We start from the raw sequence: 26,111 nt of genomic DNA, 5'->3' as shown, positions 1-26,111 counted from the left end.
CGCTCAGCTGCACCAGTCGGGGAGGAACCCGGGCACACCGCGGGTGCTCGCACCGGTGCGGATGTCGACCAGCGACGTCGTCATGCCCGAGTATCCGGGCAGGGCGTAGCCGTCACTGACGCCGTCCGACGGGATCGTCTCCACGGCCAAGTACTGCCCGTTCGGTGACACGCAGAAGTCGCGAACCCGCGATCCGGCCACCGGTGGGCGGTAGAGCTCTCGGGAGCCACCGGCGTCCGAGGCCACGATGACCGACCCCACGACGGGGCTCGCTTCGCTGTAATCGACGTCGTCGTACTGCCCGATCGTGAGACTCCCTGCGAGCGTCACGATCTTCTTCGGGTAGTAGGCGGGATCGACGTCGGGAAGGGAGCGGTCGAGAGGCTGCTCGGCCCCGGTGGCGAGGTCGATGGTGGAGGTCGTCTCACCGTCGCCGACGATCAGCTGAACCCCTCCGGGAAGAAAGCCCAGCATTGCCGCATGGCGGCCGAGCGGGGTCGGTTCGGCGTCGGAGCCGGCGAGCGCATCGATCAGGTAGAGCTGCTGATCCGTGCCCTGCGCCACCAGCGACGACGTGCCGGGCACGAACTCCCAGTCCACGACCCGCAGGGGCTCGCCCGAGAATCCGGTCACCTCCTCGGCACGACCCGAGGTGGAGAACGGATCGACGACGAAGAGTGCGTTCTGGTACACCCGGTCCGAGGCATCCCCCTCCACTGTTCCACCGTTCACGGTGAACCCGAAGAGGTGGGCGCTCGGCGACGCGTGGAGGTTCTGGATGCGCCCGCCGGCCGGGGTGTGCACGTCGGCCGCGGCGCCGCCATCGACCGAGAGCTCGAGCGCGGTGCCGCCGTCGTCGCCCACCACCACGGCGGCGAGCGCCGAGCCGGCCACGGCGAATTGCTGGATGCGCGGCGCTTCGAACACGACGTCGCTGCGGGCATCCGCTCCGCCCGCCACCCCCGAGCGCAAGATCTGGTCGGGGGGCCGATCGGCGGCCGCCGCCCCACCCTGGCGCAGGAGCGTGTACACCTCGGGGTCAGGCGTCTCGAAGGAGTAGTCCAGCGCACCCGAGAGCCCCGTCGACGCCCCTTCGGCGCCGTCGACCCGAACGCGGTAGTCGGTGGCGTAGTCGAGCATGCCGGCGAAGGTCAGGGTGACGTCGGAGCCGTCGCTGGACACGTCGAAGGGCGCCGAGGGGGTGATCGACACCTGCTCCGGGTTCACTCCGACGAGCGGCTGGTCGGCGTGCAGCACGAGTTTCTGCGCGTCGCGGGAGATGACGGCGGAGAGATTGACCGATGCCGAGTCGAGCTTCGGGCCGCGCAGCACAGCGGCGAAGCCGAGCCCGGCGGCGCCGAGCGCGAGCACCGCGATGGTGGCGACGGTGGCCCTGCGGTACTCACGCCACCTCCGCGCATTCTGTCGCGGGCGGGCGGGCGGCGGATGCTGCAGCTCACGCCGCCCGGTCGCCGGTCGGTCAGTAGACATACGGCTCCGCCGGCTGGTCGGTGGCGGTGATCCGCGTCGGTTCGAACACGATCGCCTGCGAGCCCGAGACGCTCGGGTTCGCGCCGAAGCCCCCGTCGGCGGTGACCCAGCTGTCCACCGCGTAGTCATCCGCCCACCCGGGCAAGTAGACCGGCACGCCGACGGGTTGGGCATCCACGGCGCAGCACGTCACCACGAATCGGGCGATGTAGAACACGTTGTCGGAATCGTCGGGGTCGGGGGTCACGAAACCGGTGAGGGTGGCTGTCTTGCCCGCGAAGTAGTCTTCGCCGGCGCCCTGGCGCAGGAGCGATGCCCAGTCCTTCACGGTGAACGAGTCGGTGTCGCTGCCCACGAGATCAGCGGGCGGCGCCTCGGTGGTGCCCTGATCGGTGAGGGCGGCGGAGGCGTTGAGGTCGCGCTGGTCGACGGTCGCCGAGGTGAGCGTGGCCGGAGGCAGTACGAGCAGTGCGCCGACGGTGCCGACGACGATCAGGGCGGTGACCACTGTCCAGATCCACTCGCGTCGACGGCGCCCGGGGCCGGTGGCATGGCCGGTGTCCTCGTCGTGGTCGTGCCCGTCGTGGTCGTGCCCGTCGTGGTCGTGCCCGTCGTGATCGTGCGTCGCACGGGGAAGCACGGCGAAGGCCGCAATCACGATCGCTCCCGCGATCACCGCCATGATCACCGTGAATTCGACGTAGCGCGGATGGATGTAGAGCACCAGCTGACCGGCAGCAGCCAGCCAGACGATGGCCACGACTCCGACCAGGCTGAGCACGATCCCGCGCCAGCGGGAGAGCAGGCGGTCACGCAACGACGTTCACCCCGAATCCGAGAGCGAGGCTCGCCAGGGCGACGATCGCGACGAGCCGCACGAGGGTTCCGGTGGTGAACGTCGTGCGCATCAGCGTGATCATCTTCACATCGATCATCGCCCCGAAAGTGAGGAACGCCACGACGCCCCCGGGCAGGAAGGTCGACCCGAAGGCGAGGATGAAGAACGCGTCGACGTTGGAGCAGATCGCGATCACGAAAGCCAAGATCATCAGCGCCAGCACCGACCAGATCGGGTTGCTGCCGAGCGCCACCAGCAGGTCCCGCGAGAGCCCGACCTGGATGGCGCCGGCGATCGCCGAACCGACGATCAAGGCCGGGAGCATGGTCGAGGTCTCCTCGGCGAAGGCGAGCACAGCCCGCCGCACCTTCACCCCGCCGGCGAGCGAGGCATCCGGTTCGACGGCCTCGACGCGGCAGGCCGCTTCGAAACGCGGCGTCAGCAGCAGGTCGGGCCGCGGATGGAGGCTGAACAGCCACCCCACCAGGTTCGCGATCACGAACCCGCCGGCGATCCGCCCGATCAGGATTCCGTCGTTCCAGCCGAAGGCTTGGTAGGTCGTGACGATCGTGACGGGGTTGAGGATCGGCGCTGCGAGCAAGAACGTCATCGCCTCGGGAACGCTGAAGCCCTTCATGATGAAGCCGCGGGCCAGGGGCACGTTGCCGCACTCGCACACCGGCAGAAGCACGCCCACGAGCGAGATCGTGACCCGCCGCAGCCACGGGGTGCGTGGCATCACTCGCACCAGCCACCGGTCGGGCACCCAGAACCGCACCACGATCGAGATCAGGATGCCGAGGAACACGAACGGCAACGACTCGATGATCACGCTGGTCGAGAGCGTGACGAAATCGCGGACCCGATCGGGCAGGGCCGTCGCGTTCCAGCCCGCGGTCGTGATGCGCAGCGCGAGAAGCGCGAATGCGATCACCGCCCCGATTACGAGACCCCGGATCGCAAAGGCCCGCGAGGGCCGACGGGGCCCGGATCCGCGGAGCGGCCGCGCGCGGCCGACCATGCGCTCGACAGCCCGCTCGCTCACCTCACCCGCCACCAGGTCAGCGTAGCCGGGGCTTCCTGGGTGAATCGGATCTCGCGCCACGGTCCGATCATGCAATTAATGAGAACCGTTCTCAACCGGCGGCCTGCTCGAATCCGTCGCCACCCGCTTCGCGGAGGGCGGTGCGGGCGCACGCCGTCCGTTTCGGGAGGAGGAGCGTCGAAGGAGGGCCGTATGAGGGGGTCGTTCTACGCTCCTCCTCCCGAAACGGCGAACGGGCCGATCAGACGCGCGTGGCCTCGGTGGGGGCGATGTCTGACGCGGGCGGCATGGCCGGCCCGGGAGCCCCGGGCGCGGGGGGCGGAGCGGGTGCGCGGGATGCCGCTCGGGCCAGGCGCACCGTGAACGTGGTGCCGGCGGGGGTGGAAGCTACCGCGATCGAGCCCGCGTGCGCCTCGACGATCGACGCCACGATCGCGAGCCCCAGGCCCGTGCTGCCCGCGCGACGAGAGCGGGAGGAGTCGCCTCGGGCGAACCGCTCGAAGAGTTCGGGCACGAGTTCAGGCGCGATTCCGGGGCCGTCGTCGGCCACTTGCAGCTCCACCACGACGTCGTCCACGGACGCGGACGCCGACGCCGACGCGGACGCGGACGCAGACGCGGTGGCAGAACCAGAAGCGCCGCCGTCGGCGGCCCCGACGAACGCCACCCGCGCCGTCACCGCCGTGCCCTCCGGCGTGTGCACCGCCGCGTTCGACAGCAGGTTCAGCACGAGCTGGTGCATTCGCTCGCGGTCGGCGAGTACGAGGGCCGGTGCATCCGGAACGTCCACCGTCCACCGATGCCCGGGGGCCGACGCCTTCGCGTCGCTCACCGCGTTCACCACGATCTCGCCCAGGTCGATCTCGTCGAGGTGCAGATCCTGCCCCTCGTCGAGCCGCGCCAGCAGCAGCAGGTCGCTCACGAGCGAGTTCATCCGCTGCGCTTCCGACTCGATGCGGGCGAGCGCGTACTCCGTCATCTCGGGCAGCTCTGCGCTCTGCTGCCGCGTCAACTCCGCGTAGCCCTGGATCGCCGCGAGCGGGGTGCGCAGTTCGTGGCTCGCGTCGGTGACGAAGCGGCGCATCCGTTTGTCGGTCGCCGCGCGCACCGCGAGTGCGTCGTCGACGTGCACCAGTAGGTGATTCAGCGCCTCGCCCACCTGACCGACCTCCGTGCGCGGGTCGGTGTCGGCATCCCGAACCCGCGTGGTGATCTCGACCTCGCCGCGGTCGAGGGGCATGGCAGCGACGTCGACGGCCGTGGCGGCGACCCGCTCGAGGGGCCGCAGTGCGAGCCGCACGACCACGATCACGCCGACACCGATGATGACGATCGCGATGAGAGCGAGCACCACCATCGTGATCGTCTGCTGCGCCGCCGCGGCGTCGGCCGTCGCCATCGAGACGCCGGTCACGAGCAACGCGCCCCGGCTGTCTGCCTCCGTGGCGATGCGATAGCCGCCGAGACCGTCGAGCGTCATGGTCTCGCGGGCGCCGGGGGACAGTCCCTGCGAGGTGAGCTGCTCGAGAACGACGGGTGGCAGCGCCGTGGCATCGCCATCCGTGAACCGGGCCGAGTCGACGACCGTTCCGCCGTCGATCAACGCGATCACCGAGCCGGGCCCGCTGCCCGTGTACTCGGTGAACGGCTTCTCAGGATGTGCCTCGATCTGCCGCAGCCCGTCAGGGCTCTGGAAATTGCCGTAGCGATATTTCTCGACCGAGAAGCTGAACGATGACATCGACCCGGTCAGCTGCGTGTCGACGACCCGGGTGACGGTCGAATTCAGCACGAGGATGCTCGCGATGCCGATCGCGACGAGCACCCCCGCGACGATTCCGGTGACCCCGACGACGAGGCGGGAGCGCAGGGTCCACGGCCGGCTCGCGCGAGAGCGGGAGCCGGTGCCGGCGACGCTCATTCTGCGGGCCTCAGCACGTAGCCGACCCCGCGCACCGTGTGGATCATCGACGGGCGCCCGACGTCGATCTTCTTGCGGAGGTACGACACGTAGAGGTCGACGATGGAGGCCTTGCCGGCGAAGTCGTAGTTCCACACGCGGTCGAGGATCTGCGCCCGCGAGAGCACGCGACGGGGATTGCGCATCAGGTACCGCAGCAGCTCGAATTCGGTCGTCGTGAGCGCGATCGCGTCGCCGCCGCGGTTGACTTCGTAGCTCGTCTCGTCGAGCAGCAGGTCGCCCACCACGATCCGCGAATCCTCGTCGGAACTCGTCGGGATCGACCGGCGCAGAAGCCCGCGCAGCCGTGCCACCAGCTCCTCGAGACTGAACGGTTTGGTCATGTAGTCGTCGCCACCCGCGGTCAGTCCGCTAATCCGGTCGTCGACCGAATCGCGCGCCGTCAAGAAGAGAGTGGGCGAGCTCTGCTCCACCTCGCGCAACTGCCGTAGCAGCCGGATGCCGTCGGTGTCGGGCAGCATGATGTCGAGCACCACGACGTCCGGCCGTTCCTCGCGGTATTTGTGCAGTGCGGTCGCGCCGTCATGGGCGACGTCGACCACCCAGCCTTCGTAGGCGAGCGCGAGGCTGACGAGGCTTGTGAGCACCACTTCGTCGTCGACGAGCAGCACGCGGATGGCCGATCCGTCGGCCCGGTACATGCGCGGCAGCTTCGCCAGCACGGCTCGGCGGCGCCCCGAAGTGACGAGTTCGTCAGAGATCGGAGAGTTCGCCACGATTCCATGGTCACCCCCGCCCACCCGGAACTCCACGGATCGATCCCGATTCATAGAGACCTCAAATGTTTCCATACGGCGCACCTGTTCGCCCGGCGTACGGTCGCCGCATGACTCACCCGAGAGCCCTCGACCACCCGACCCGGTGGGCCCCTGTGCGCCACGAGCTGGCCGCCTCCGACGGCCGGCCACCCGTGCTGCGACGAGCCCGCGACCGACTGGCCTCGGCCGGCATCCGTCGCCCCCGTCTGACGCGCGGGCGACGCACCGAGACGCCGTTCGACGCGCCGAGCATCCGCACCGCCCGTCTGCTGCTCCGGCCGCACCGGATGTCGGATGCCGTCGACTGGTTCGACCTGCAGTCGCAGCCGGAGGTGCGGGAGTTCCTTCCCTGGCCCGAGCGCGACGCCCGCAGCTCGGCGCGCCACTTGCGCGACCGCACGCGGCACACCCGGCTCTGGCAGGCGAACGACTTCCTCGCCCTGGCCGTCGAGAAGGACGGCCGGCTGATCGGAGACGTGTCGCTGCACCTCCGCACCGTGGAGGCGCCCTCGCGCTCGGTCGAGATCGGTTGGGTGCTTCATCCGGCCGCCGGCGGCCACGGGTACGCCACCGAGGCGACCGAGGCACTGCTCGGCTTCGCCTACGACGTCGTATGCGCGCGCTGGGTGACTGCGGTGACCCACGCGCGAAATCATGCTTCACTCGCGCTGGCCCGGCGCCTCGGCTTCGTGGACGTGCGCTCAGAAGGTCACGACATCGTGCTGATGCGCCCCGCCGGCGTCGAGGTCGCTCCCCGCGCATCCACCGTCTTGAGTCACTGACCCCCGGCCAGGGGGCGTGGAGTCGCCACGATCGGTTCACCGTCGCGTCGTGCGCCGTTCAACCGGACGCCGCCCCGGGTCGGTGTGCTGGAGCGACGGCATCCGGGGTGGATGCCTCTACGACTCAGACGGAGCACACGATGGCGTTCAGCACACACAATCGCGGGGGGCGGCGACGCACGCTGATCCTCGCGTCGGCGGCCCTTCTCACCGCCGCGAGCATCAGCATTCCGGCGGCCGCGTTCGCCGATGTCAGCGACAACGGCGGAGCGACCCGCAACGATGGCGACAAGTCGGCCGCCCTGCGCGCCTCGATCGTCGACGGCCCGGCCAAGAACGTGATCCTGCTGATCGGCGACGGCATGGGCGACTCGGAGATCACCGTCGCCCGCAACTACGAGTACGGAGCGGCCGGCGAGCTCCCGGGCATCGACGCCCTCCCGCTGACCGGCCAGTACACCACCTACTCCGTCTACCGCGACGGCGCGAACAAGGGCAAGCCCGACTACGTGCCCGACTCGGCCGCCACCGGCTCTGCCTGGTCGACCGGCACGAAGACCTTCGACAACGCCATCTCGGTCGACATCGACGGCAACCCTCAGGACACCCTGATCGAGATCGCGAAGGCGAACGGCCTGAAGACCGGAAACGTCTCCACCGCCGAGATCCAGGATGCGACTCCCGCGGTCGAGGTGGCTCACGTCGACGCCCGCAGCTGCTACGGTCCCGACAGCGCCACCTGCGGAGACGACGCCCTGGCCGCCGGCGGCCTCGGCTCGATCAGCGAGCAGCTGCTCGACACCCGCGCCGACCTGACCCTCGGCGGCGGCTCGACGAGCTTCGGGCAGACCGCGAAGGCCGGCGAGTGGAACGGCGAGACGCTCTTCGCGCAGGCCGAGGACCGCGGCTACCAGCTAATCGACGACGCAGCGGGTCTCGCCGGGGTGACGACGGCCGACCAGACGTCACCCGTGCTCGGCCTGTTCACGCCCGGCAACTTCCCCACCCGCTACGCCGCGACCACCGCGACCGTGGGCGGGGCCGACGGCGCACCCGTCACCTGCCAGCCGAACCCCGACCGCCTCGGCACCGACCTCTCGCTGAAGTCGCTCACCTCGAAGGCCATCAGCCTGCTCGACACCGACGACAACGGCGACAAGGGCTTCTTCTTGCAGGTCGAGGGCGCCTCGATCGACAAACAGGACCACGCCGCGAACGCCTGCGGCCAGATCGGCGAGACGATCGACCTCGACGAGGCCGTGCAGGCCGCTCTCGAGTTCGCGAAGACCGACGGCAACACCCTCGTCATCGTCACCGCGGATCACGCGCACACCAGCCAGATCGTCGACTCGACCCCGCCGGCGGGCCTCAGCACCGCGCTCACCACGGCCGACGGAACCGTCATGAAGGTGGCGTACGGCACCGCGGCGGCCGGCGGATCGCAGCAGCACACGGGCTCCCAGCTGCGCATCGCGGCCTACGGCCCCGGCGGCGCCCAGGTCGTCGGTCTCACCGATCAGACCGACAACTTCTTCACCATGGCCAGTGCTCTCGAGCTGAACCGCGACACCGCGTCGCTCAGCTCGGGCGCCACGGCGTCGCTGTCGTCGACCACGGTGGAACCGGGCGCTGAGCTGACCGTGTCGGCATCCGGGTTCCAGGGTGACCGCCAGCTGGCCGCGGTCGTCGCGTCGACGCCCACCGATCTCGGCTCGCGGGACGTCATCGACGGCACCGCCGACTACACCTTCGCGGCGCCGACCGAGCCGGGTGTGCACACCGTGACGCTGACCGGACGGCAGAGCGCCAAGGCGGTCGTGGTGGAGTTCACGGTGGCCGCCGCGGGCGGTCCTGCAACTCCCCCCACCACCCCCGGGGGCGCGGCGGGCGACGGTTCGGGAGCGAGCGGCTCGGGCACCGCCTCGGCGTCGGGCGTGCTCGGCAACACGGGCGCCGTCGTTGCACCGTTCCTCGTGTTCGGCGGCCTCCTGCTGGCGGCCGGCGTGGTGCTGGTGCTCCAGCGCCGTCGACGTCACGCCTAGACCGACTCCGTCACCGAATCGCCAGATTCTGCCACTTCCGACATCCGGATAGCGGCGGAATCTGGCGATTCGCCGTGTCGGAGCTAGTCGAGGGCTGCGGAGGCCACCCGTGTCGGTGGGTTGTGGCCGGCGCAGATCCATTCGATGCCCGTCGACTCGATCCGCTCGTTCAGCACGGCCTCGCTCGCCACCGCGACAGCCTTGTCGCTGATCAACGGCCCCCGGGAGAACTGCCGCAGCACGCCCTCCTTCGACACGGTCACGGCGTCGCCCACGAACAGCACCGGGCCCCATTGCAGCGCCACGTGCCCGGGCGTGTGCCCCGGCGTCGGGATGACGGCGAGGCCCGGGAAGACCTCGCTCTCGTGATGCGGATCTCCTGCCGGCTCGCGGAACTGACGCACCTCTGCCGGGTTCCTCACCCGCGCCATCGCGTTCAGGAAGCGGCGCACCCCCGACGGCGCCTCCTTCTCGCCGCTCAGGATGTCCGCGTCGGCAGCGCCCATCCACACCGGCACGTCGAGCTCCTGCTGCAGCCGGGCGGCCGCGCCGGCGTGGTCGGGGTCGTAGTGGGTGAGAACGATGTCGGTGATCGGACCTGTCTGCGACTCCGCGTCGCGCAATTCGGTCACGAGGTGGGCGACCCCGGAGGCGAGTCCGGGGTCGATCACCGCGGCCCGGCCCTCGCCGACGACGACGTAGCCGTTCGACCCCTTCGAGTGGTCGAGCTGGAAACAGCGATCGGTGATGCGGCGCACGGTTCCCCCTAGTCTCAACTTCATTGAAGCACGGTCGCGTAGCGTTGCCTCATGACCCGCTTCGCAGCCCTCCTCCGCGGTGTGAACGTCGGCGGAATCACGGTCAAGAGCGCCGACCTCGCCGCCCTGTTCCGGTCGTTGGGGTTCGACGCCGTCACCACGGTGCTCGCTTCGGGCAACGTGCTGTTCGAGACGGATGCGCCGGGGAGCGACCCCGACGCGGCCGCGACCCTGAAGACGACGATCGAGAAGGGGCTCCGGGAGCGTTTCGGCTACGAGGCGTGGATCGTGCTCGTCGACCGCGCGGAGCTCACCGGAATCGTCGACGGCTTCCCCTATGAAGAGGTCGACGGGATGCAGCCGTATGTCGTGTTCTCCTCCGACCCGGCGGTGACGGCCGAGATCGGAGCGTTCGTCGAGCAGCTCGACCCGGCAACCGATCCCGCTGAACGCGCGGAGCTGCGCGACGACCGCGTCGTGTACTGGGAGGTGCCGAAGGGCCACAGCCTCGACACGGCGCTGGCCAAGTACCTGGCCAAGCCGAGATTCAAGTCGGCCACCACCACCCGCAACCTCCGCACGCTGCGCAAGCTGCTCTGAGCGCCCGTCCTAGTCGGCGGCCAGCCGCTTCCGGTACGCGATCACGTTCATGCGGTTACCGCAGTTTCCCACGTCGCAGTAGCGCTTCGAGCGGTTGCGCGAGAGGTCGACGAGCACGGCGGCGCAATCGTCGGCGGCGCACTCGCGCAGGCGGTCGAATTCATCGGTGCGGATGACGTCGATGAATGCCATGGCCACCTCCACGCGCATCCGGGTGGCCAGCGGGGCGTCGGGAGCGGTAGCGTGCAGGTGCCAGTCCCAGTCGCCGTGCCGCGCGAGCTGCGGAAGAGCGTTCGAGTCGCTCAGGATGGTGTTGACGAGCCCGACTGCGGTGTCACGGTCGACCTCCCAGAAGCGCCGGAACTCGGCCCGCAGGGCGCGCACCTCCTGGAGTTCGGCATCGTCGCGGTCGCGCCGGCCGGAGTACTCGTTCTCGTCGAGCAGCTGCTCTAGCGCCTCGATGTCGGCGAGCTCGTCGTGGCGGGAGTTCGATGCGCCCTCGACGGTGTTCACGAGGGCGGCCGCGAAAGCGAGGGTCGCCTCGGTGTCATAGGCAAAAAGCATGTTGACTCCTGACAACGGTGATCGGTAGTGTCACTAGCGTAACCGCATTCACTCCTGACACGAAGGATGCCCGATGAGCTCCACCGCCCCCTCGCGCACACCCCGCGCCACACGCGGCGCGGTGGTGCCGGGCGTCTCGCACCGCGCATCCGGGCTCGTGTTCGCCATCGCTGCGGCGGCCGCGTTCGGCACCAGCGGTCCGTTCGTGAAGCCGCTGCTCGATGCGGGCTGGTCGCCCGTGGCGGCCGTCGCCGTGCGCGCGGGTGCGGGCGGACTGGTGCTGCTGATCCCCGCTCTGCTCGCCTTGCGCGGGCGGTTCCGACTGCTCGCCGCCTCGTGGAAACTCGTGCTCGCTTACGGCTTCATCGCCGTGATCGGGGCGCAGGTGTTCTACTTCGCCGCGATCGGCCGGATGCCGGTGGGCATCGCGCTGCTCATCGAGTACTCGGCGCCGATTCTGCTCGTGCTGCTCGCCTGGGCTCGCACGCGCATCCCGCCCGCCCTGCTGACGATCGTGGGCGCGGTGCTCAGCATCGCGGGGCTGGCGCTCGTCATCAATCCCTCAGGAGCGGGTGGGCTCGACGTGCTGGGTGTGCTGTTCGCGCTCGCGGCCGCCGTGTGTCTGGCCGGCTACTACCTGATCTCGGCGATGCCGTCGAACGGGCTGCCGCCGGTCGCTCTCGTGAGCGCCGGGCTGCTGGTGGGCGCCGCGGGCCTCGGAGTGGTGGGGGCGACCGGGCTGCTGCCGTTCACGATGTCGTTCGCCGACGTCGTGCTGCCGGTGGTGGGCCAGGTGTCGTGGCTGGTGCCGATGGGCGTCGTGGTGCTGGTGGCGACGGCCTTCGCCTACCTCGCGGGCATCCTGGGCACCGTTCGACTGGGTTCGCGGGTGGCGTCGTTCGTGGGGCTGGTGGAGGTGCTGTTCGCGGTGCTGCTGTCGTGGTTGCTGCTCGGCGAGGTGCCGACACTGCTGCAGGGCGTGGGCGGGGCGCTGATCGTGGCCGGGGTGGTCTTCGTGAAGCTCGAACGGGAGGGCTCCGCTCCGGCGGCAGCTGGTCGCGCATCCGCCCGGGCACGAGTTCACCCCCGTTCGGTGCCGGATCAGGACAGGATGGAAACGACAGTCCGTCCGCCGAGGGGAGAACCGTGAGCCAAACACCATCGAGCCAGCGACCATCCGACCAGTCCCCCTACCCGCCCCACCCGATGGCCGCCCCATCGGAGCGGAACCCGGCCTCCCGCAACCCGCTCGGGCTCGCGGCGCTGATTCTCGGCGCGATCGGGCCGGTGCTCGGATTCCTGTTCGTGTTCGTGCAGGCCGCCGTCATCTCTTCTGGCGGCGTGGGAGCGATCGCAGCGGTGTCGATCACACAGTCGGTGCTCGTGGGGCTGACGGCCATCGCGGCGGTGATCCTCGGCATCGTGGCCATCAGCAGACCCGGATCTTCGAAGGCCTTCGCCTCCGCGGGTCTCGCGCTCGGTGCAGCCGGCGTCCTCAGCGTGCTGGGGGCGCTCATCTATCCCGTCATCGTCTCTCTGACCTACGGCTGACACCGCCTCGCTCGATAGGGTCGAGGGGTGAACGACGCGAACGAGGTGCTGCTCTTCTCCTACGGCACACTGCGCCAACCGGAGGTGCAGCTCGCCACCTTCGGGCGCCTGCTCGCGGGGCGCGACGCCGCGGTCGTCGGCTACCGGCTCGACTGGCTCACCATCACCGATCCGGCCGTGATCGCCACGAGCGGCTGTGACCGGCATCCGCTCCTCGTGGCCGACCCCACCGCCGACCCCGTCAGCGGAACGGTGTTCGAGATCACCAGCGACGAGCTGCTCGCCGCCGACGAGTACGAGGTCGACGACTACGAACGCGTGCTCGTTCCCCTCGACTCCGGCGACGAGGCGTGGGTGTACGTGTTCGCGGCCGGCGGCCTACCTGCGTAAACCGTGGCAAGGCCGTGCCGTGCGGCGCTTCGAGGAATTGGCTAGACAAACAAGCTAATTTAAGGAGCACATCCGCATGGCACAGATCATCGAGAGCATCGACGTCACCGTTCCGGTCAGCACCGCGTACAACCAGTGGACCCAGTTCGAGACCTTCTCCCGGTTCCTCGACGAGGTGGAGTCGATCACGCAGATCGATGAGACCCACACGCATTGGAAGGTGAAGATCGCCGGAGCCGAGCGCGAGTTCGATGCCGAGATCACCGAGCAGCACCCCGACGAGCGGGTGGCGTGGCACAGCGTCGGCGGCGACACCGAACACGCCGGCGTCGTGACCTTCCACAAGCTCACCGACGACAGCTCGCGGGTCACCGTGCAGATCGACTGGGAGCCCGAAGGTCTTCTCGAGAAGGCGGGCTCGATGATCGGAGTCGGCAAGCACGCCGTGAAGAAGGACCTCGACAACTTCAAGGAGTTCATCGAGACGCAGGGCGCACCGACCGGAGCCTGGCGCGGCGACGTCGACGTCTGACCCCTCGACCGCGGTCAGGAGCGGATGCGTTCCTCGGCTTCGCGGGCGAAGGTCAGGTAGCAGCTCGCCGTCCAGGTGTAAGCGCGGTCGCGGAGTCCTTCGCCGGTCAGAGCGTCGAAGTTCTCCGCGAAACCCGACCGTTCGCAGAGGCGGCGGAACCGCTCACTGATCAGGTCAGCCAATTCGGTCTCACCGGCGCGACGGAGTCCGTCTTCGATGATCGCGGTCGACGGCGCCCAGATCGGCCCGCGCCAGTAGCCATCCGATTCGTACTCCTCGCTGTCGACGAGTTGGGTGGCCGGGCCGAACTCCGTGAGGTGCTGCGAGATCCTGACGGCGAGCAGGCCGGTGATCTCCTCGGAGAGATGGGGGGCGGCGACGATCGGCAGGGCGTTGAGCAACGACGACTTCTTGCTCGGTCGCCCGTGTGTCGCCGCCCGCGCGACGAAGGTGTCGCCGTCCCAGAGGCCCAGAAGCGCCTCCCGCATCGACCGGCCCTCCGTCTGCCACTCGGAGACGTCATCCGTGCGGCCGAGTTCTGTCGCGAGGCCGGCCAGCACGTCGAGTTGCACCACGAGGAAGGCCGCGAGGTCGGGGGCTTCGATCAGCCGGTCGTGGTCGAAGGTGGTGGAGTTGTCCCAGCCGCTGTCGTTGCCGTGCTGGTAGTGGGCGAGCGGATGCCCGGGCACACGACGGCTGTCGAGCCAGAAGCGGGTCCACCGCACGAGAGAGTCATAGATCTCGCTCAACACCGATTCGTCGAGCGGGGTCTCCAGGGCTCGGCGGATCTTGCCGAAGGCCCACCCGTGAACGGGCGGCTTCACGAAGTTGTAGAGCACCTCCGAGTGCGTGACGGAATCCGGGAGGGCGCCGGCCGGCTCCTGGAAATCGAACACGATACGGAACTGATCGATGGCCTCCTCCGGCAGACCGGGCGCGAGGGCCAGCGCGTTGAAGCAGTGGTCCCAGCTCCACACCTTGTCCATCCAGTGCTTCGACATGAAGATCGACTCGCGCTCGAGGAAGCCGCGCGGTGAGACGGTCGCCGACCAGAGCACGTAGCAGGCCGCCGACACCGCGGGGGTGCGTTCGCTCCGCCACGGCGCGATGCGGTCCACGTACTCGTCGAACTCCCCCGCGATCGACGCGACCGCGTCGTCGAAGGCGAGCGTCGGAGAGTAGGGAGAGCGTGCCGTCTCGTATTCCTCGACGGCGAGCTCCCACTCGTCGCCGCCCGCGACGAGTGAGCGTTCACCGGCGCCCAGCAGTTCGGTGCCGGTGGCGGTGAGAGTGCCCGTGAGCGAGGTGACCCGATAGCGCCGGCCCGTCTCGTACGACGTGAAGACCAGAGCGCCGTCGATCGGGTCGTGGAAAAGGTAGGAGCCCGTGAACGGGGTCAACTCGGGCGTCGCATCCGCTATCCGCAGATCCGAGGTGCGGCCGCGCAGGCGCAGGGTGCTGTCGTTCTCGAACACGGCCTCGATGACACCCGTCGGCGTTCTCCAACGGAGGCTGGCGGGCGTCGCGTCGATCACGGCTTCGACCGGCAGGCCGTTCTGCACGGGTTCGAAGGCGAAGATCGCGTGCATGCCGGTCTGGTGCGAGACGAGGTGCAGGTTCTCGCGCACCGTGTGCAGCCCCACCACCGGCGAGATGTCGAGCCAGGAGCCACGACGACTGAACGGGATCTCGCGGATGTCGAACGACGACTCGGAGGGTGATGACACGGGGTTTCTCCTGGTGGTTGTGCCCCTGCGGCGCCCCGGCCGAGAGCCGGGACGCCGCAGGGATGTGGTGATCAGTTCAGCGAGAACTGGACTGTCGTGGTGTTTCCGGCCACGTCGTAGACGACCAGCGTGTTGGCGCCCTTCACCGCACCGAAGACTCCCGGCTTGATGAAGTTGACGTCGGACCAGGCGTTGTTCGTCAGGTCCTTCACGACTCCGTTGATGGTGATCTTGTCGATCTGGCCGCCGTCGTTCAACTTGTAGCTGACCTGGTCGTAGACCCCGTCTGCTCCTACCGTGAACGAGTCGCCCGTCTTGACCGTGACGGTGGGCGCCGTGGCGTCGAGCGTCACGGCGAACGTGCCCGTCGACGCGATGTTGCCGGCCAGATCTTCGGCGTTGTACTTGATGGTGTAGTTGCCGTCGGGCAGCGTCACCGTGGCCAGATGCGACCCGGTGAGCGCCCCGTCGGCGACCGCGGACTGCGTGCTCTTCACGAGCGTGCCGTCTTTGTAGATGTTCGCCACGATGCGCTTCAGACCACGATCATCAGTGGCGTCCACCTGCAGCGCCAGCGATGAGAACGGACCGGCGGTGGTGGGAGTCACCAGGGTCGCCTTCGGCTTCTCGGTGTCGGGCGTCTCGACCACCACCGGAGTGAGCTTCCAGAAGTGGTCGGCCGTCTGCGCATCCGTCGACGTCGTGGTGGCGTTGGTGCCGTCGCCGGAGCTGGTGCCATTCACGATCGTTCCGTTGCGAGCGGCGCCGGAGGAGTCCGGCACGCTCGCGCCCGTGTTCTCGTCGAAGCTGTACTTCACCACGTTGCCGGTGCCGGCGACGCCGGTGGAGAGGTTCAGCACCTCGTCGGCGGTCAGCGCCCGGTTGTAGATGTTGAAGTCGTCGACCAACCCGTTGAAAGCCGGGTCGGACGAGTACTGCGACTTGCCGAGGTAGTTCTGGGCGCTCTGACCGAAGTCGGAGGGGTGCACGGTCATGCCGGTGTTCGTCGCGACGAGCTGGCTGCCGACATAGAGCTTGCCCGTCGTGCCCGACACCGAGACCGTGACCAGTGACCACTTGTTCAGCGGCAGCGTTCCCGCGTTGCTGATGAGTTTCTGCTCACCGCCCGCGCCGTTGTTGGTGATGACGAACCGCAGGTTGGAGCCGTCGTTCACGGTGAGGAACATGCTGCGCTGGCTGCCGGTTCCGATGTCGAACACCCGCTGCCACGAGGCGTTCGAGGCGGGGTTCACCCACGCCGACACCGAGAAGTCACCCGTCAGGCTGCTCACCGCACCGGTGGGAAGAGCCACGTAGGCGTTGGTGCCGCAGAAGTTCACCGCGGTGCCGAGCTTGCCCGGCTGCCGGGGGCCGGCGGCGGTGCAGCTGGACGACGGGTTGCCGTCGAGCCATTGCACGACCTGTGCACCGTCGTCCTTGCTCATACCGTCGACGGCCAGCACTCGACCCGTGGCGTAGTTGCCGAGTCGATACGACCCTGCGCCATCCGGAATCGGCTGCCACAGCTGGTCGTCGGTGCCGGCATCCGCGGCGACGACCACCTTCGTGTTGTTCTTCGTGTCGACCGTCTGCATCGCCAGAACGAGCCCACTGGTGGCGTTCACGATCTTGTACAGGCCCGACCCGGCTGCCACCAGGTTCCAGTTCTGGGTGCCGCTCTCCGCCACCGTGCGCTGCTTCACCAGGGTGCCTGCCGCAGGAGCGGCGTCAGCGGTGTCCAGTGCCAGTCCGCTGTTGACGTTCGTGACGGTGTAGCCGCCGCTGAGGTCGTCGGAGGAGCCAGCCGGCGTCACCACGATGTGGTATCCGTACGCCGGGTTCATCGTGATCGGAACGCTGATCGAGCCGTCCGCACCGACCTGGTAGGTGGTGTTGGAGACCGTGATGGGTCCGGCGACGGCGACGGTGCGCCCGTAGCTCGGCGTGTACTCGAGTTTGACGTTCACCGCGCCGCTCGCGGCGACCGGGAGCTGGTCGAGCCCGTCGACGGTGACCGCGGTCGATCCGCTGTTTCCGCCGGTGACGATCTCCACCTGGTTCTTGTCGCTCGTGACCGAGGCGGTGGCGTCGAAGTTGGTGTTGCCGGGAGGAGTGGTGCTCACCATGTCGCCGCTCATGTCGGCGTACCAGGTGTACATCCAGTAGGCGCCGTTCGGCACGCCGTCGCGCTTCGTGAGAAGGTCGCCGAGCGTTCCGGACTGGTTCCAGAAGGGCAGTTCGGCATCGTGGATGCCGAGCCTCTCGAACTTCGAGATGTACCCGACCAGGGAGCCGGGGATGCCGGCCTCGGCAGGCGCGGCGTACTCCTCGATGGAGATCGGCCGCTGGTCGATTCCCAGGTCGCTCAGGATGCCGTTGATGGTCGCGAGGTCGCCGACGATCTTCGACGACCGGATCAGCTCATGCCACGCCAGGATGTCGGGGAGCGTGTCGGTCGCCTTGGCCACGGTGAAGAACTGCCGAGCCTCGGAGATGTCGTCGGAGTAGCTCGGCCCCTGGATCGGGGTCGTGGGGTCGAGGCTGCGGATGAGACGGTAGGTGTGCACCCAGAAGTCTTCGAACGACCCGTTCTTCGCGGCGTTCCAGGTTCCGGTGGATTCGTTCCAGGGCGCCCACGCGGCCAGGTTCGTGATGCCGGCCGCCTTGGCCTTCGCCACCTGGTCGGTGACCATCTGGTCCCAGGTGGCCCAATCGAACTGGTAGGGCCAGCCGGCGTAGTAGTCGGAGAGCCGGATGACCACGTTCGCGCCGTGGTCGGCCGCCACCTTCCAGGTGTCGCCGATGTCCCCCGTCGGCTGCTGCTTGCCGCCGAACGGCATCTGGATGAAGGTGTGCGGTTTGATCGCCGAGATCAGCTCGCTCGACGGGGAGTCGGCATCGGCGATGCCGTAGAGGCTGCCGGATGCCAGATGGGTGACGGGCCGGAACGCCTGGTCGGCGTGCACGACCACGGTGTTCGCGGCAGTGGGTGCGGCTTGAGCGGCGGGTGCGCCGATCGTCGCGCCCGCCACCGCGGCTGCGAGTGCGGCGAGGACCGAAGTGGCCTTCAAGCCGCGTCCCCTTCGCACCATGGATGAATGGGTGCTCATGTCGTCATGCTCCTTCGCGTGATGATGTGGTGGATGTGTGGCGGGGCGATCAGGGGCCGAGCCGGCGGTTCTCAGCCGGTCACGGGCAGGAAGATGCGCATCGTCGCGGGGCCGCGCTCGGCCCAGCGGTGATACGGCACGAGGCTGAGGGCGACCGGTCGCGGGTCGCTCGAGTGCGAGCGATCGGCTCGGTAAGGAAGCGATCCGGTGCTCGCCGGCACCGCGATGATCTCGCCCTGGGCGAGAGCACCGTCGCGATGAGCGGTCAGCACGGCGTCGGAGCGGAGCTGGATGTCGTCGATGCCGACGCCGTCCGGGAGATCCGTCGACTCCAGGCAGAGAACGAGCGGCCCGCGTTCGACGGCGACGGTGTCGCGCACGGCGTCGATGCGGGGGTCGGGCCAGGTCAGGCGCGGGGCGACGGGCAGTTCGAGGGTCAGCTCGTCGCCGCTCCGGAACGATCGGCGGATGTCTGCCCAGCCGGGCGCGACGGTCGAGGGGTGCTCGCCGTTCACGCGAACCGTGGCGGCGTCGGCCCAGCCGGGGATGCGCAGGCGGAGTCGCGCCTCGGCGTGCGGCGCGTCGAGCACTCTCACGCGCACCGTTCCCGCGTCGGGATAGCTCGTCTCGACCTCCAGCACGAAGCCGCCCGCGCGGATCTCGCCCGCCGCATACTGCAGCAGCGTCATCCCCTCGTCATCGGTCGAAGCCAGGTAGGAGCCGAGCGATGCGAGGGTGCGCGCAACGTTCGTGGGGCAGCAGGAGACGTCGAACCAGGGCGCGCGCACACCGCCTTCGGCGCGGTTGTTCACGCCGTCGCTCGCGGCTGCGCCGGCTTCCCGCTGGTGCAGCGGGTTGGCGTAGAAGAACGACCGGCCGTCTGCACTCGGCGACGTCGCGACGACGTTGAAGAGGGTGCGCTCGATGAGATCCGGATAACGCACGTCTCCCGTGGCGAGGTAGAGCCGCCAGGCCAGCATGATCGATCCGACGCCGGCGCAGGTCTCGCAGTAGGCGCGATCGGCCGGCAGCTCGAAGTCGTCACCGAACCCTTCGTCTTGATGCCGGGAGCCCATGCCTCCGGTGAGGTAGGTGCGACGGGCGACCGTGCGCTCCCACTGACCGGTGACCGCGTCGAAGAGAGCCTGGTCGCCGGTCTCCAGGGCCACGTCGAGGGCGCCCGCTGTGAGGTACAGCGCCCGAACGGCGTGGCCGCGCAAGACGGTGGCGTCGCGCACCGGGATGTCGTCCTGGAAGTACTCCGCCGACAGGAGCGGCCTCACCGGGAGGATGCCGCGACCGCGGCGTTCGATGAACAGGCGTGCCTGTTCGAGGTAGCGACGCTCGCCGAATGCGCGCCCCGCCTCGACGAGCGCCACCTCTATCTCGGGGTGACCGCAGACTGCCTCGCGGCCGGTCGCACCGAATTCTTCACAGAGCTGATCGGCCGCGCGCCGCGCGATCTGCACCAGCTGGTCGTCGTGGCCCGTGCGGTGCCGGGCCACGCCGGCCTGCACCAGGTGGCCGATGTTGTAGAGCTCATGGCCCATCGCCAGGTCGGAGTACCGCGGCGGGAGCCCCGGATGCCCGAAAGCGGTGTTCAGATAGCCGTCGGCGTCTTGCGCCGCGCCCACCCGTGCCACCAGAGCGTCGAAGGTCGCCGCGAGCGACTCGTCGGCCGTGCGCCCCAGCTCCCAGGCCATCGCCTCGAGGAGCTTGTAGATCTCCGAATCGGAGAACTGCCATCCGGGTCTGTCGGTGGTGGTCTCGCCGCGGGCCACGCGATCGAAGTTCTCGATCCAGCCGAGGCGCTCCATCCACTCCAGGCAGTGCTGGAGGGTGGCCTCCGCGTTGACGCTCTGGCGCCGGCCCCAGAAGCCGATCGGGCGGAGCGTCACATCGCTCACGCCGACGCCGCGGTGGGGCGACGCCGACGGGGTCACCGGCGCAGCGTTCTGGCCGGGCACCTCGGGCATCGTGGAGGTGGTCGTGGCGGGCAGGGTCACGTGTTCAGTCCTTCACTGCGCCGGCGGTGACACCGGCGGCGACGTAGCGCTGGGCGACGATGAGCAGGATCGCCGCCGGGATGGAGGCCACGACGGCGGTGGCCATGATGGCGTTCCACTGGGTCGTGTTGTTGCCGATATAGGAGTAGATGCCGAGGGTGACCGGCTTCAGCACCGAGTTGCGGGCGAGCGTGGAGGCGAAGACGAAGTCCGACCACGCCCAGAGGAACGCGAACAGCGCGACGGTCAGCGCCGAGTTGCGGCTGAGCGGCAGCACCACCGAGGTGAAGGTGCGCCAGGCGCCGGCGCCGTCCATCCGGGCCGCCTGCAGCAGTTCGCGCGGCAGACCGCTCATGAAGGCGGTGAACAGCAGCACGCCGAACGGAACGGCGATGGTCGAGTCGGCCAGGATCAGTCCGCCGACGCTGTTGAGCAGGCCCAGTCGCACGTAGATCGCATAGAAGCCCATGGCCATCACGACGCCGGGGATCATCTGGGCCACGAGCAGCACGAAGTTGAGCGTGCGGCCGCCCCGGAGGTTCAGGAGCGCGAGTGCATACCCGGCCGGAGCGGCGATCACCAGCGTGAGGGTCACGCATCCCAGCCCGATCAGAAGGCTCGTGCCGAGGTTCGGCAACTGCTGCTGCAGCACCTCGGTGTAGCCGTCGAGGGTCGCATCGACCGGGAAGATGTGGGGCGGGCTGAGCCGGAGGTCTTGGGTCTTCGTGAACGAGACGTTCACCATCCAGTAGACCGGAAAGAGCATGAGGGCGGTGAAGACGATTCCGAGGGCCGTCTTCCACCAGGGCCGGCGGGCGGTCATGAGTTCTCCTGACGTCGCTGCATCCGCAGATAGATGAATCCGAAGATCAGCGCGATGACGATGAGGATGTTGCCGACGGCGGCGGCGGGTGAGAGATCGGGCTGACCGGTGCCGAAGGCTTCGCGGTACGACCAGATCGCCAGCGTGGTGGTGGAGTTCGCCGGACCGCCCTTCGTCATGATCCAGATGATGTCGACGACCTTCAGGGTGTAGACGAGTCCGAGCAAGAGGGTGATCGCCGAGACCGGCCGCAGCAGCGGGAAGGTGATGCTCCAGAACTGACGCCACGGGCCGGCACCGTCGAGCGACGCCGCCTCGTACACGTCGGCGGAGATGTTCTGCAGCCCCGAGTAGAGGATGACGAGGTTGAACGGGATGCCGAGCCAGATGTTCGCGATCACGACGGCGAGCATCGAGGTGTCGGGCGAGGTGAGCCAGTTGATCTGACCGATGCCGAAGGTCTGCAGCACCGAGTTGACGATGCCGTTGTCGCTGTTGAGCATCCAGGCCCACGTCGACCCCGAGACGATCAGCGGCAAGAGCCACGGCACCAGGAACAGCGCACGCAGGATGCCGCTCAACCGGAAGTTGTTGCGGAAGAACACCGCCAGCGCGAGCCCGATGGCGTACTGGAAGATCAGCGATCCCACCACGAACACCACGGTGTTCCAGATCGCCTGACCGAACAGCGGCGACGAGATGACGTCGATGTAGTTCTTCAGACCGACGAACTCCGCGTTGCCCTGCACGAAGGCGCGCACGTTGTAGTCGTGGATGCTGAGATCGATGCTCCGGATGAGCGGATACGCGTAGAACGCGAGCAGGTAGACCAGCAGCGGAGCGGCAAAGGCCGCCGCGACCCAGCGGGAGCCGCTCGCGCCGCCCCTTCTCCGCTTCTGCGGAGCGGGGGCGCCCGGGGCGGGGGCGCGTGTCGGCGTTGCGGCCGGCGCCGTGGAGATCGTCATCACATGTCCTTCGTCAGCGATTCCGGGGCGGGCGGGATGCCCGCCCCGGAACCTGGTGTCACTTTCCGTCGGTCGCCGCGGCGGCGGCCTTCTGGGCGGCGGCCAGCGCATCCTGAGGCGTCGCTGCACCGGAGAGCGAGCTCTGCACGGCCGTCCACAGCTGCTCGGAGATCAGCGGGTAGTCGGTGCCCAGGTTGTCGCTCGTGCGTCCCTTCGCGGCCTGCACGGCCGAGACCCAGGTCTCGAGCTCCGGGTGCTCCTGGAGCAGCTGGTCCTGGCCTTCGGCGGTCGGCGGGATGTAGTAGGCGAAGGTGTCGGCCGTCTCGACGAAGCCCTCCGGCGTCGTCATGCAGTCGATGATCTTCTTCGTGGTCTCGTAGCGAGCGGTGTCCTGCTGCACCGGAGCGGTGATGAACTCGCCACCGGTCGGAGCCGGAGCCACGCCGGAGTTTTCTGCGGGAAGCTCGATCACACCGGTCGGGAAGGACTGCCCGGCGGCACTGTTGACCTGCCAGGTGCCGTTCTCGCCGAACGCGAAGTCGCCCGTGATGAACTCCTCCCAGGTGGTGTTCTGCGAGTTGGTGATCACCGACTGCGGCGCGTAGCCCTTCTTCACCCAGTCCGTCCACAGCGTCAGCGCCTTCACGGCTTCCGGCGAGTCGAGCTTGGTGAGGTCGGCTCCGGCGCCCCAGAACCAGGGGAGGAACTGGAACGAGCCCTCTTCGGTGTTGATGCCGGCGAAGGTGATGCCCTTGTGCCCCGCGGCCGTCACCTTGGCGAGGGCGTCGGTCAGCGCGGCCCAGCTGGTGATCGACGCGGGGTCGACACCGGCCTGCTTCAGGATGTCGGCGTTGTAGTAGAGGGCCAGGGTGTTGGCGCCGATCGGGATGCCGTAGTCCTTGCCGTCGAGTTCACCGGCGGCCAGCAGGTTGGCGTCGATGCTCGAGGTGTCGAGCCCGAGTTCGTCGGTGGTGGAGAGCATCCCGGTGTCGGCCAGGGTGGAGACGGCGGGGTTGTCGAGCAGGATGATGTCGGGCGAGGTGCCCTCCTGCGCGGCCAGCAGCGCCTGGTTCGTCAGCGCGGTGGTGTCGTAGGCCGTGCGCTCGATCGTGACGCCGGCGTCCGTGCCACAGGCCTGCACGCGGTTCGCCCAATCGGAGCCCTCTTCGTGCTGGGGGTACGGGTCCCACCAGGTGTAGGTGCCGCCGGAGGCGTCGGTGGACGTCGCGTTGCCCGAGCCGGAGCAGCCGGCGAGAGCGCCGATGCTCAGCGCCGCGACCGCGACGACGAGCGGCGCTCGGAGCTTCTTGGTGATCATGTGTGTTCCTCCTTGAACGTGCCCGGAGTTCCGAGCCTCTTGGTGTCAGTGGCGGGTTGGCGGTACCGCGGTACTGCCGCGGTCATCGATCCTGGGTGCGACCAGGTCGACGACGGTTGATTCCGCATCGGCGGTGCCTTCGATGCGGGAGATCAGGTGCTCCACGGCGAGGCGGCCGAGTTCATCGGCGGCGCTGTCGATCGCGGAGTACGGGAGCGAGAACGTGCGGGCGAAGTCGTCGGAGTAGCGGCCGATGACGGAGATGTCAGCGGGGGCGGACAGGCCGCGCGACTGGAGCACGTTGGGCAGGGCGGCCGCAGCAGCCTCGTTGTTCAGCAGGAGGCCGGTGGCCGAGGGATGCGCATCCAGCAGTCCGACGAGTTCGCCGCCGATCTCGGGCTGGCTCGACGACCCGAAGTGGTGGTGGAGTTCGACACCGAGTTCTGCGGCCCGCTCCTGAGCGGCGTTCGCAAGCCGCCACACGTAGGCTCCGCCGCGCTCCAGCACGTGTTCGGGCTGCGAGACCAGGATCAGCTCACGGTGGCCGAGTGCGTGCAGCGTCTCGACCATGAGACGACCCGCTGTGACGAAGTCGAGATCGAACACGTCGATGCCCGTCGGGTCGCCGGGCAGCCCCACCAGGGAACCGGGCTGGGCGGCGTCGCGCAGGATGCCGAGGCGGTCGTCGTTCTCCGCCACGTTGAGCAGGATGAAACCGTCGACCATACGCGAATCCGAGATGCGCTTGAGGGCGGAGGCGCCGTCTTCCTCGGTCAGGAGCAGCGTGTCGTAGCCCGCCTCCCGGGCCCGATTCGTGACTCCGAGGATGTACTGCAGCATCGCGGGCGCGAACTCGTCTTCGAGGAAGCGGGCCAGCAGACCGAGAACCTTCGTCTGTGAGGTGGCGAGTGCTTTCGCTCCGGCGTTCGGCGTGTAGCCGAGGTTCTGCACCGCCTGTTCGACCTTCTGGCGCACTTCGGCGGAGATGGACCGCTTGCCGGACAGCGCGTACGACGCCGTGCTCCGGGACACACCCGCGACGCGGGCCACGTCTCCGATCGTCACCATTGCGGTCTCCATCGACTTGTTATCGAACCGGTTCGATTCGAACCGGTTCGACACTAACAGCGCGATGGACGGGGCGCAAGATGGAATCCGGGTCGAATGCGATGACCCTACGTGCCGACGTGATCGGTGATGCGTCGCTACACGGGCTCGCGGATCGTCGTCACCACGTCGACGAGGTGCGGCTGCCGGGGCGCGGAGGCGAAGCCGAAACGCACCGGCGGATCGAGCGGCGCGAACGCCCCGAGGTCCGTTCCATCGAGGCGAGCCTCGGCCCACACGATCGTGCGCGCCACCGTCACACCGTAGAACTCCCGCCGGCCGCCGCCCGCGCTCCCGGCCGTGTGCACCCCGGGCTGGAACGTGCGGGCCACCGGGTCGATCAGCCGCAGCCAGGCCGGATGCGTCGCGAGCCGCGGCGGCACCGACCGCAGCACGCGGCCGAGCGGAGAGACCGGTCCGACCCGCAGGCGCACCGAGAGAGCAGTGGCGTCGAGCGCCAGGCCGCCTTCGATCCGCCGCCGGGTGACCGGCAGCACGCGCACCTCGTCGAAGGCGTAGGTCGCGGCGATGAAAGCCGCCACCTCGTCGGTCGGGGCGAACAGGATGCGGTGACCCCGCGCATCCTCGATCATCGCGTCGGCGAAGCGCCCGAACGGCGACGATTCCCACAGTCCGAGCACGACGCGGGTTCCGGAGGTGGTGCCGAAGCCGGCGATGCGACCCGCGAAGCGCAGGTCGCGGGTCGGGCGCCGGGGGCGGGGCGGGGTGGCCATGCTCTGAGGCTACCTCCGGCCCGCGCCTCCGGCGAGGCCATGCGGTTGACTTCGCGAGGCGCTCACGGCAATGTGTACAGTGTCCACAAGTGAAGGAGATTCGATGTCCGAATTCGTCACCTCATCCGACGGCACCCGCATCGCCTACGACCGCGAAGGCGAGGGTCCGGCGGTGATCTTCGTGGCCTCGGCGTTCAACTTCCGCGCATTCGACCCGGGCACCGCGCAGCTCGCGCACCTTCTCGCCGAACGCGGCTTCACCACGGTCAACTACGACCGGCGCGGGCGCGGCGAGAGCACCGACACGGCGCCCTTCGCGATCGAGCGGGAGATCGACGACATCGCCGCGCTGATCGACGTAGTGGGCGGATCGGCGGCCCTCTTCGGCAACTCCTCGGGCTCTGCGCTCTGCCTCTGGGCAGCCGAGGCCCGCATCGGGGTGTCGAAACTGGCGCTCTGGGAGATCCCGCTCGACCTCGAAGGCGCGGGAGACGGTGGCGCCTGGTTCCGCGGGTTGCAGTCCCGGCTACGATCCGGGGATCGGGAGGGCGCCGTGGAGTTCTACATGTCCGACATGCCGCCCGAGTGGCTGGCGGGCGCGAAGAGCAGTCCGGCCTGGCCGGTCATGGTGCAGAACGCGCCCACGCTGGAGTACGACGCCGCCGTGCTCGAACGTGCGCAGCACGCCCCGTGGGCCGAGCAGTGGGCGCACGTGACGGTGCCGACCCTCGTGATGTACGGGAGCGAGACGCTGCCGATCTTCCCCCCGGTGACCTCGGCGCTCGTGGCTACGCTGCCCGACGCCCGCAGTTCGGTGGTCGACGCGGCGAACCACGGGTGGGCGCCGGAGGTGATGGCGGCGGAGCTCGAGGCGTTCTTGCGCTGAGAGGCGCGGGCTGCGGGTGGCGCCGGCCACCGCGAGCGGCCCGCGCCACAGGCGGCCGGGTGCCCGGTCGCCCGGGCGTCCGAACGACGGAGCATGAGTTCCC

At 68.9% G+C, this 26,111-nt stretch carries 23 protein-coding genes; 8 read left to right on the top strand and 15 right to left on the bottom strand.

Annotation, left to right across the window (positions count from 1 at the left end; genetic code table 11):
- Window positions 1-3: 3 nt before the first annotated feature.
- The 5 genes from N1027_RS07465 to N1027_RS07445 form a co-directional block, all read right to left on the bottom strand.
- Window positions 4-1,491, bottom strand: a complete 1,488-nt coding sequence (locus N1027_RS07465; RefSeq protein WP_259506620.1) for a hypothetical protein — start codon at window positions 1,489-1,491, stop codon at window positions 4-6.
- Window positions 1,481-2,308, bottom strand: a complete 828-nt coding sequence (locus N1027_RS07460; protein WP_259506618.1) for a TIGR03943 family putative permease subunit — start codon at window positions 2,306-2,308, stop codon at window positions 1,481-1,483. The genes N1027_RS07465 and N1027_RS07460 overlap by 11 nt, the downstream gene beginning before the upstream one ends.
- Entirely contained in the window at window positions 2,301-3,350 is a 1,050-nt protein-coding gene (locus N1027_RS07455) for a permease (RefSeq protein WP_284438937.1), read from the bottom strand. Before N1027_RS07455 ends, N1027_RS07460 begins: the two co-directional genes overlap by 8 nt.
- A gap of 265 nt (window positions 3,351-3,615) precedes the next feature.
- Window positions 3,616-5,295 (bottom strand): sensor histidine kinase, encoded by a 1,680-nt coding sequence (locus N1027_RS07450; RefSeq protein WP_259506616.1) that lies wholly within the window; start codon window positions 5,293-5,295, stop codon window positions 3,616-3,618.
- On the bottom strand, window positions 5,292-5,996 hold the full coding sequence (locus N1027_RS07445) for a response regulator transcription factor (protein WP_259507931.1): 705 nt from the start codon (window positions 5,994-5,996) through the stop codon (window positions 5,292-5,294). The genes N1027_RS07450 and N1027_RS07445 overlap by 4 nt, the downstream gene beginning before the upstream one ends.
- Window positions 5,997-6,181: 185 nt before the next feature.
- Between N1027_RS07445 and N1027_RS07440 the strand changes: the two genes are divergently transcribed.
- Together N1027_RS07440 and phoA are read left to right on the top strand one after the other, a co-directional pair.
- Window positions 6,182-6,895 (top strand): GNAT family N-acetyltransferase, encoded by a 714-nt coding sequence (locus N1027_RS07440; protein WP_259506615.1) that lies wholly within the window; start codon window positions 6,182-6,184, stop codon window positions 6,893-6,895.
- Between the two features lie 140 nt (window positions 6,896-7,035).
- Entirely contained in the window at window positions 7,036-8,937 is a 1,902-nt protein-coding gene (gene phoA, locus N1027_RS07435) for an alkaline phosphatase (protein WP_259506614.1), read from the top strand.
- 83 nt (window positions 8,938-9,020) lie between these two features.
- On the opposite strand, the gene N1027_RS07430 is transcribed toward phoA, so the two are convergent.
- Window positions 9,021-9,719: an MBL fold metallo-hydrolase gene (locus tag N1027_RS07430; protein ID WP_259506613.1), complete on the bottom strand. Its 699-nt coding sequence runs from the start codon at window positions 9,717-9,719 to the stop codon at window positions 9,021-9,023.
- A 27-nt stretch (window positions 9,720-9,746) separates the two neighbouring features.
- On the opposite strand from N1027_RS07430, the gene N1027_RS07425 reads away from it, so the two are divergent.
- Window positions 9,747-10,295: a DUF1697 domain-containing protein gene (locus N1027_RS07425; RefSeq protein WP_259506612.1), complete on the top strand. Its 549-nt coding sequence runs from the start codon at window positions 9,747-9,749 to the stop codon at window positions 10,293-10,295.
- Window positions 10,296-10,304: 9 nt separating this feature from the next.
- Here the strand turns inward: N1027_RS07425 and N1027_RS07420 are convergent, their stop codons facing one another.
- Entirely contained in the window at window positions 10,305-10,859 is a 555-nt protein-coding gene (locus tag N1027_RS07420; RefSeq protein ID WP_259506611.1) for a CGNR zinc finger domain-containing protein, read from the bottom strand.
- 73 nt (window positions 10,860-10,932) lie between these two features.
- On the opposite strand from N1027_RS07420, the gene N1027_RS07415 reads away from it, so the two are divergent.
- The 4 genes from N1027_RS07415 to N1027_RS07400 all read left to right on the top strand — a co-directional run bounded on the left by N1027_RS07415 (window position 10,933) and on the right by N1027_RS07400 (window position 13,332).
- Entirely contained in the window at window positions 10,933-12,009 is a 1,077-nt protein-coding gene (locus tag N1027_RS07415; protein ID WP_259506610.1) for an EamA family transporter, read from the top strand.
- Window positions 12,006-12,410 carry a hypothetical protein gene (locus N1027_RS07410; RefSeq protein ID WP_259506609.1) on the top strand — a complete coding sequence of 135 codons (405 nt, stop codon included), beginning with the start codon at window positions 12,006-12,008 and terminating at the stop codon, window positions 12,408-12,410. The genes N1027_RS07415 and N1027_RS07410 overlap by 4 nt, the downstream gene beginning before the upstream one ends.
- Before the next feature lie 27 nt (window positions 12,411-12,437).
- Window positions 12,438-12,800 carry a gamma-glutamylcyclotransferase family protein gene (locus N1027_RS07405; RefSeq protein WP_259506607.1) on the top strand — a complete coding sequence of 121 codons (363 nt, stop codon included), beginning with the start codon at window positions 12,438-12,440 and terminating at the stop codon, window positions 12,798-12,800.
- Between the two features lie 76 nt (window positions 12,801-12,876).
- Window positions 12,877-13,332, top strand: a complete 456-nt coding sequence (locus N1027_RS07400; protein WP_259506605.1) for an SRPBCC family protein — start codon at window positions 12,877-12,879, stop codon at window positions 13,330-13,332.
- A 14-nt stretch (window positions 13,333-13,346) separates the two neighbouring features.
- Here the strand turns inward: N1027_RS07400 and N1027_RS07395 are convergent, their stop codons facing one another.
- From N1027_RS07395 to N1027_RS07360, 8 genes are all read right to left on the bottom strand, one after another.
- Entirely contained in the window at window positions 13,347-15,059 is a 1,713-nt protein-coding gene (locus N1027_RS07395; RefSeq protein ID WP_259506603.1) for an amylo-alpha-1,6-glucosidase, read from the bottom strand.
- Between the two features lie 71 nt (window positions 15,060-15,130).
- Window positions 15,131-18,130 carry a LamG-like jellyroll fold domain-containing protein gene (locus N1027_RS07390; RefSeq protein ID WP_259506601.1) on the bottom strand — a complete coding sequence of 1,000 codons (3,000 nt, stop codon included), beginning with the start codon at window positions 18,128-18,130 and terminating at the stop codon, window positions 15,131-15,133.
- 110 nt (window positions 18,131-18,240) lie between these two features.
- On the bottom strand, window positions 18,241-20,145 hold the full coding sequence (locus N1027_RS07385) for a glycoside hydrolase family 127 protein (RefSeq protein ID WP_259507929.1): 1,905 nt from the start codon (window positions 20,143-20,145) through the stop codon (window positions 18,241-18,243).
- 34 nt (window positions 20,146-20,179) lie between these two features.
- Window positions 20,180-20,998 (bottom strand): carbohydrate ABC transporter permease, encoded by an 819-nt coding sequence (locus N1027_RS07380; RefSeq protein WP_259506599.1) that lies wholly within the window; start codon window positions 20,996-20,998, stop codon window positions 20,180-20,182.
- A complete protein-coding gene (locus tag N1027_RS07375; RefSeq protein WP_259506597.1) occupies window positions 20,995-21,963 on the bottom strand; it encodes a carbohydrate ABC transporter permease in 969 nt (322 codons plus the stop codon). Before N1027_RS07375 ends, N1027_RS07380 begins: the two co-directional genes overlap by 4 nt.
- Window positions 21,964-22,021: 58 nt before the next feature.
- Window positions 22,022-23,281 carry a sugar ABC transporter substrate-binding protein gene (locus tag N1027_RS07370; protein ID WP_259506595.1) on the bottom strand — a complete coding sequence of 420 codons (1,260 nt, stop codon included), beginning with the start codon at window positions 23,279-23,281 and terminating at the stop codon, window positions 22,022-22,024.
- A gap of 45 nt (window positions 23,282-23,326) precedes the next feature.
- Complete coding sequence (locus N1027_RS07365) at window positions 23,327-24,349, bottom strand: LacI family DNA-binding transcriptional regulator (protein WP_259506593.1); 1,023 nt, start codon at window positions 24,347-24,349, stop codon at window positions 23,327-23,329.
- Between the two features lie 137 nt (window positions 24,350-24,486).
- Window positions 24,487-25,122, bottom strand: a complete 636-nt coding sequence (locus N1027_RS07360) for a hypothetical protein (protein WP_259506589.1) — start codon at window positions 25,120-25,122, stop codon at window positions 24,487-24,489.
- A gap of 103 nt (window positions 25,123-25,225) precedes the next feature.
- Here N1027_RS07360 and N1027_RS07355 point away from each other — a divergent pair, with 103 nt between their 5' ends.
- Window positions 25,226-26,008, top strand: a complete 783-nt coding sequence (locus tag N1027_RS07355; protein WP_259506588.1) for an alpha/beta fold hydrolase — start codon at window positions 25,226-25,228, stop codon at window positions 26,006-26,008.
- Window positions 26,009-26,111: the final 103 nt, after the last annotated feature.

Origin of the sequence: Herbiconiux aconitum, assembly GCF_024979235.1 — a bacterium.
GTDB lineage: Bacteria > Actinomycetota > Actinomycetes > Actinomycetales > Microbacteriaceae > Herbiconiux > Herbiconiux aconitum.
This window is presented reverse-complemented; position numbering and strand designations above follow the sequence as displayed.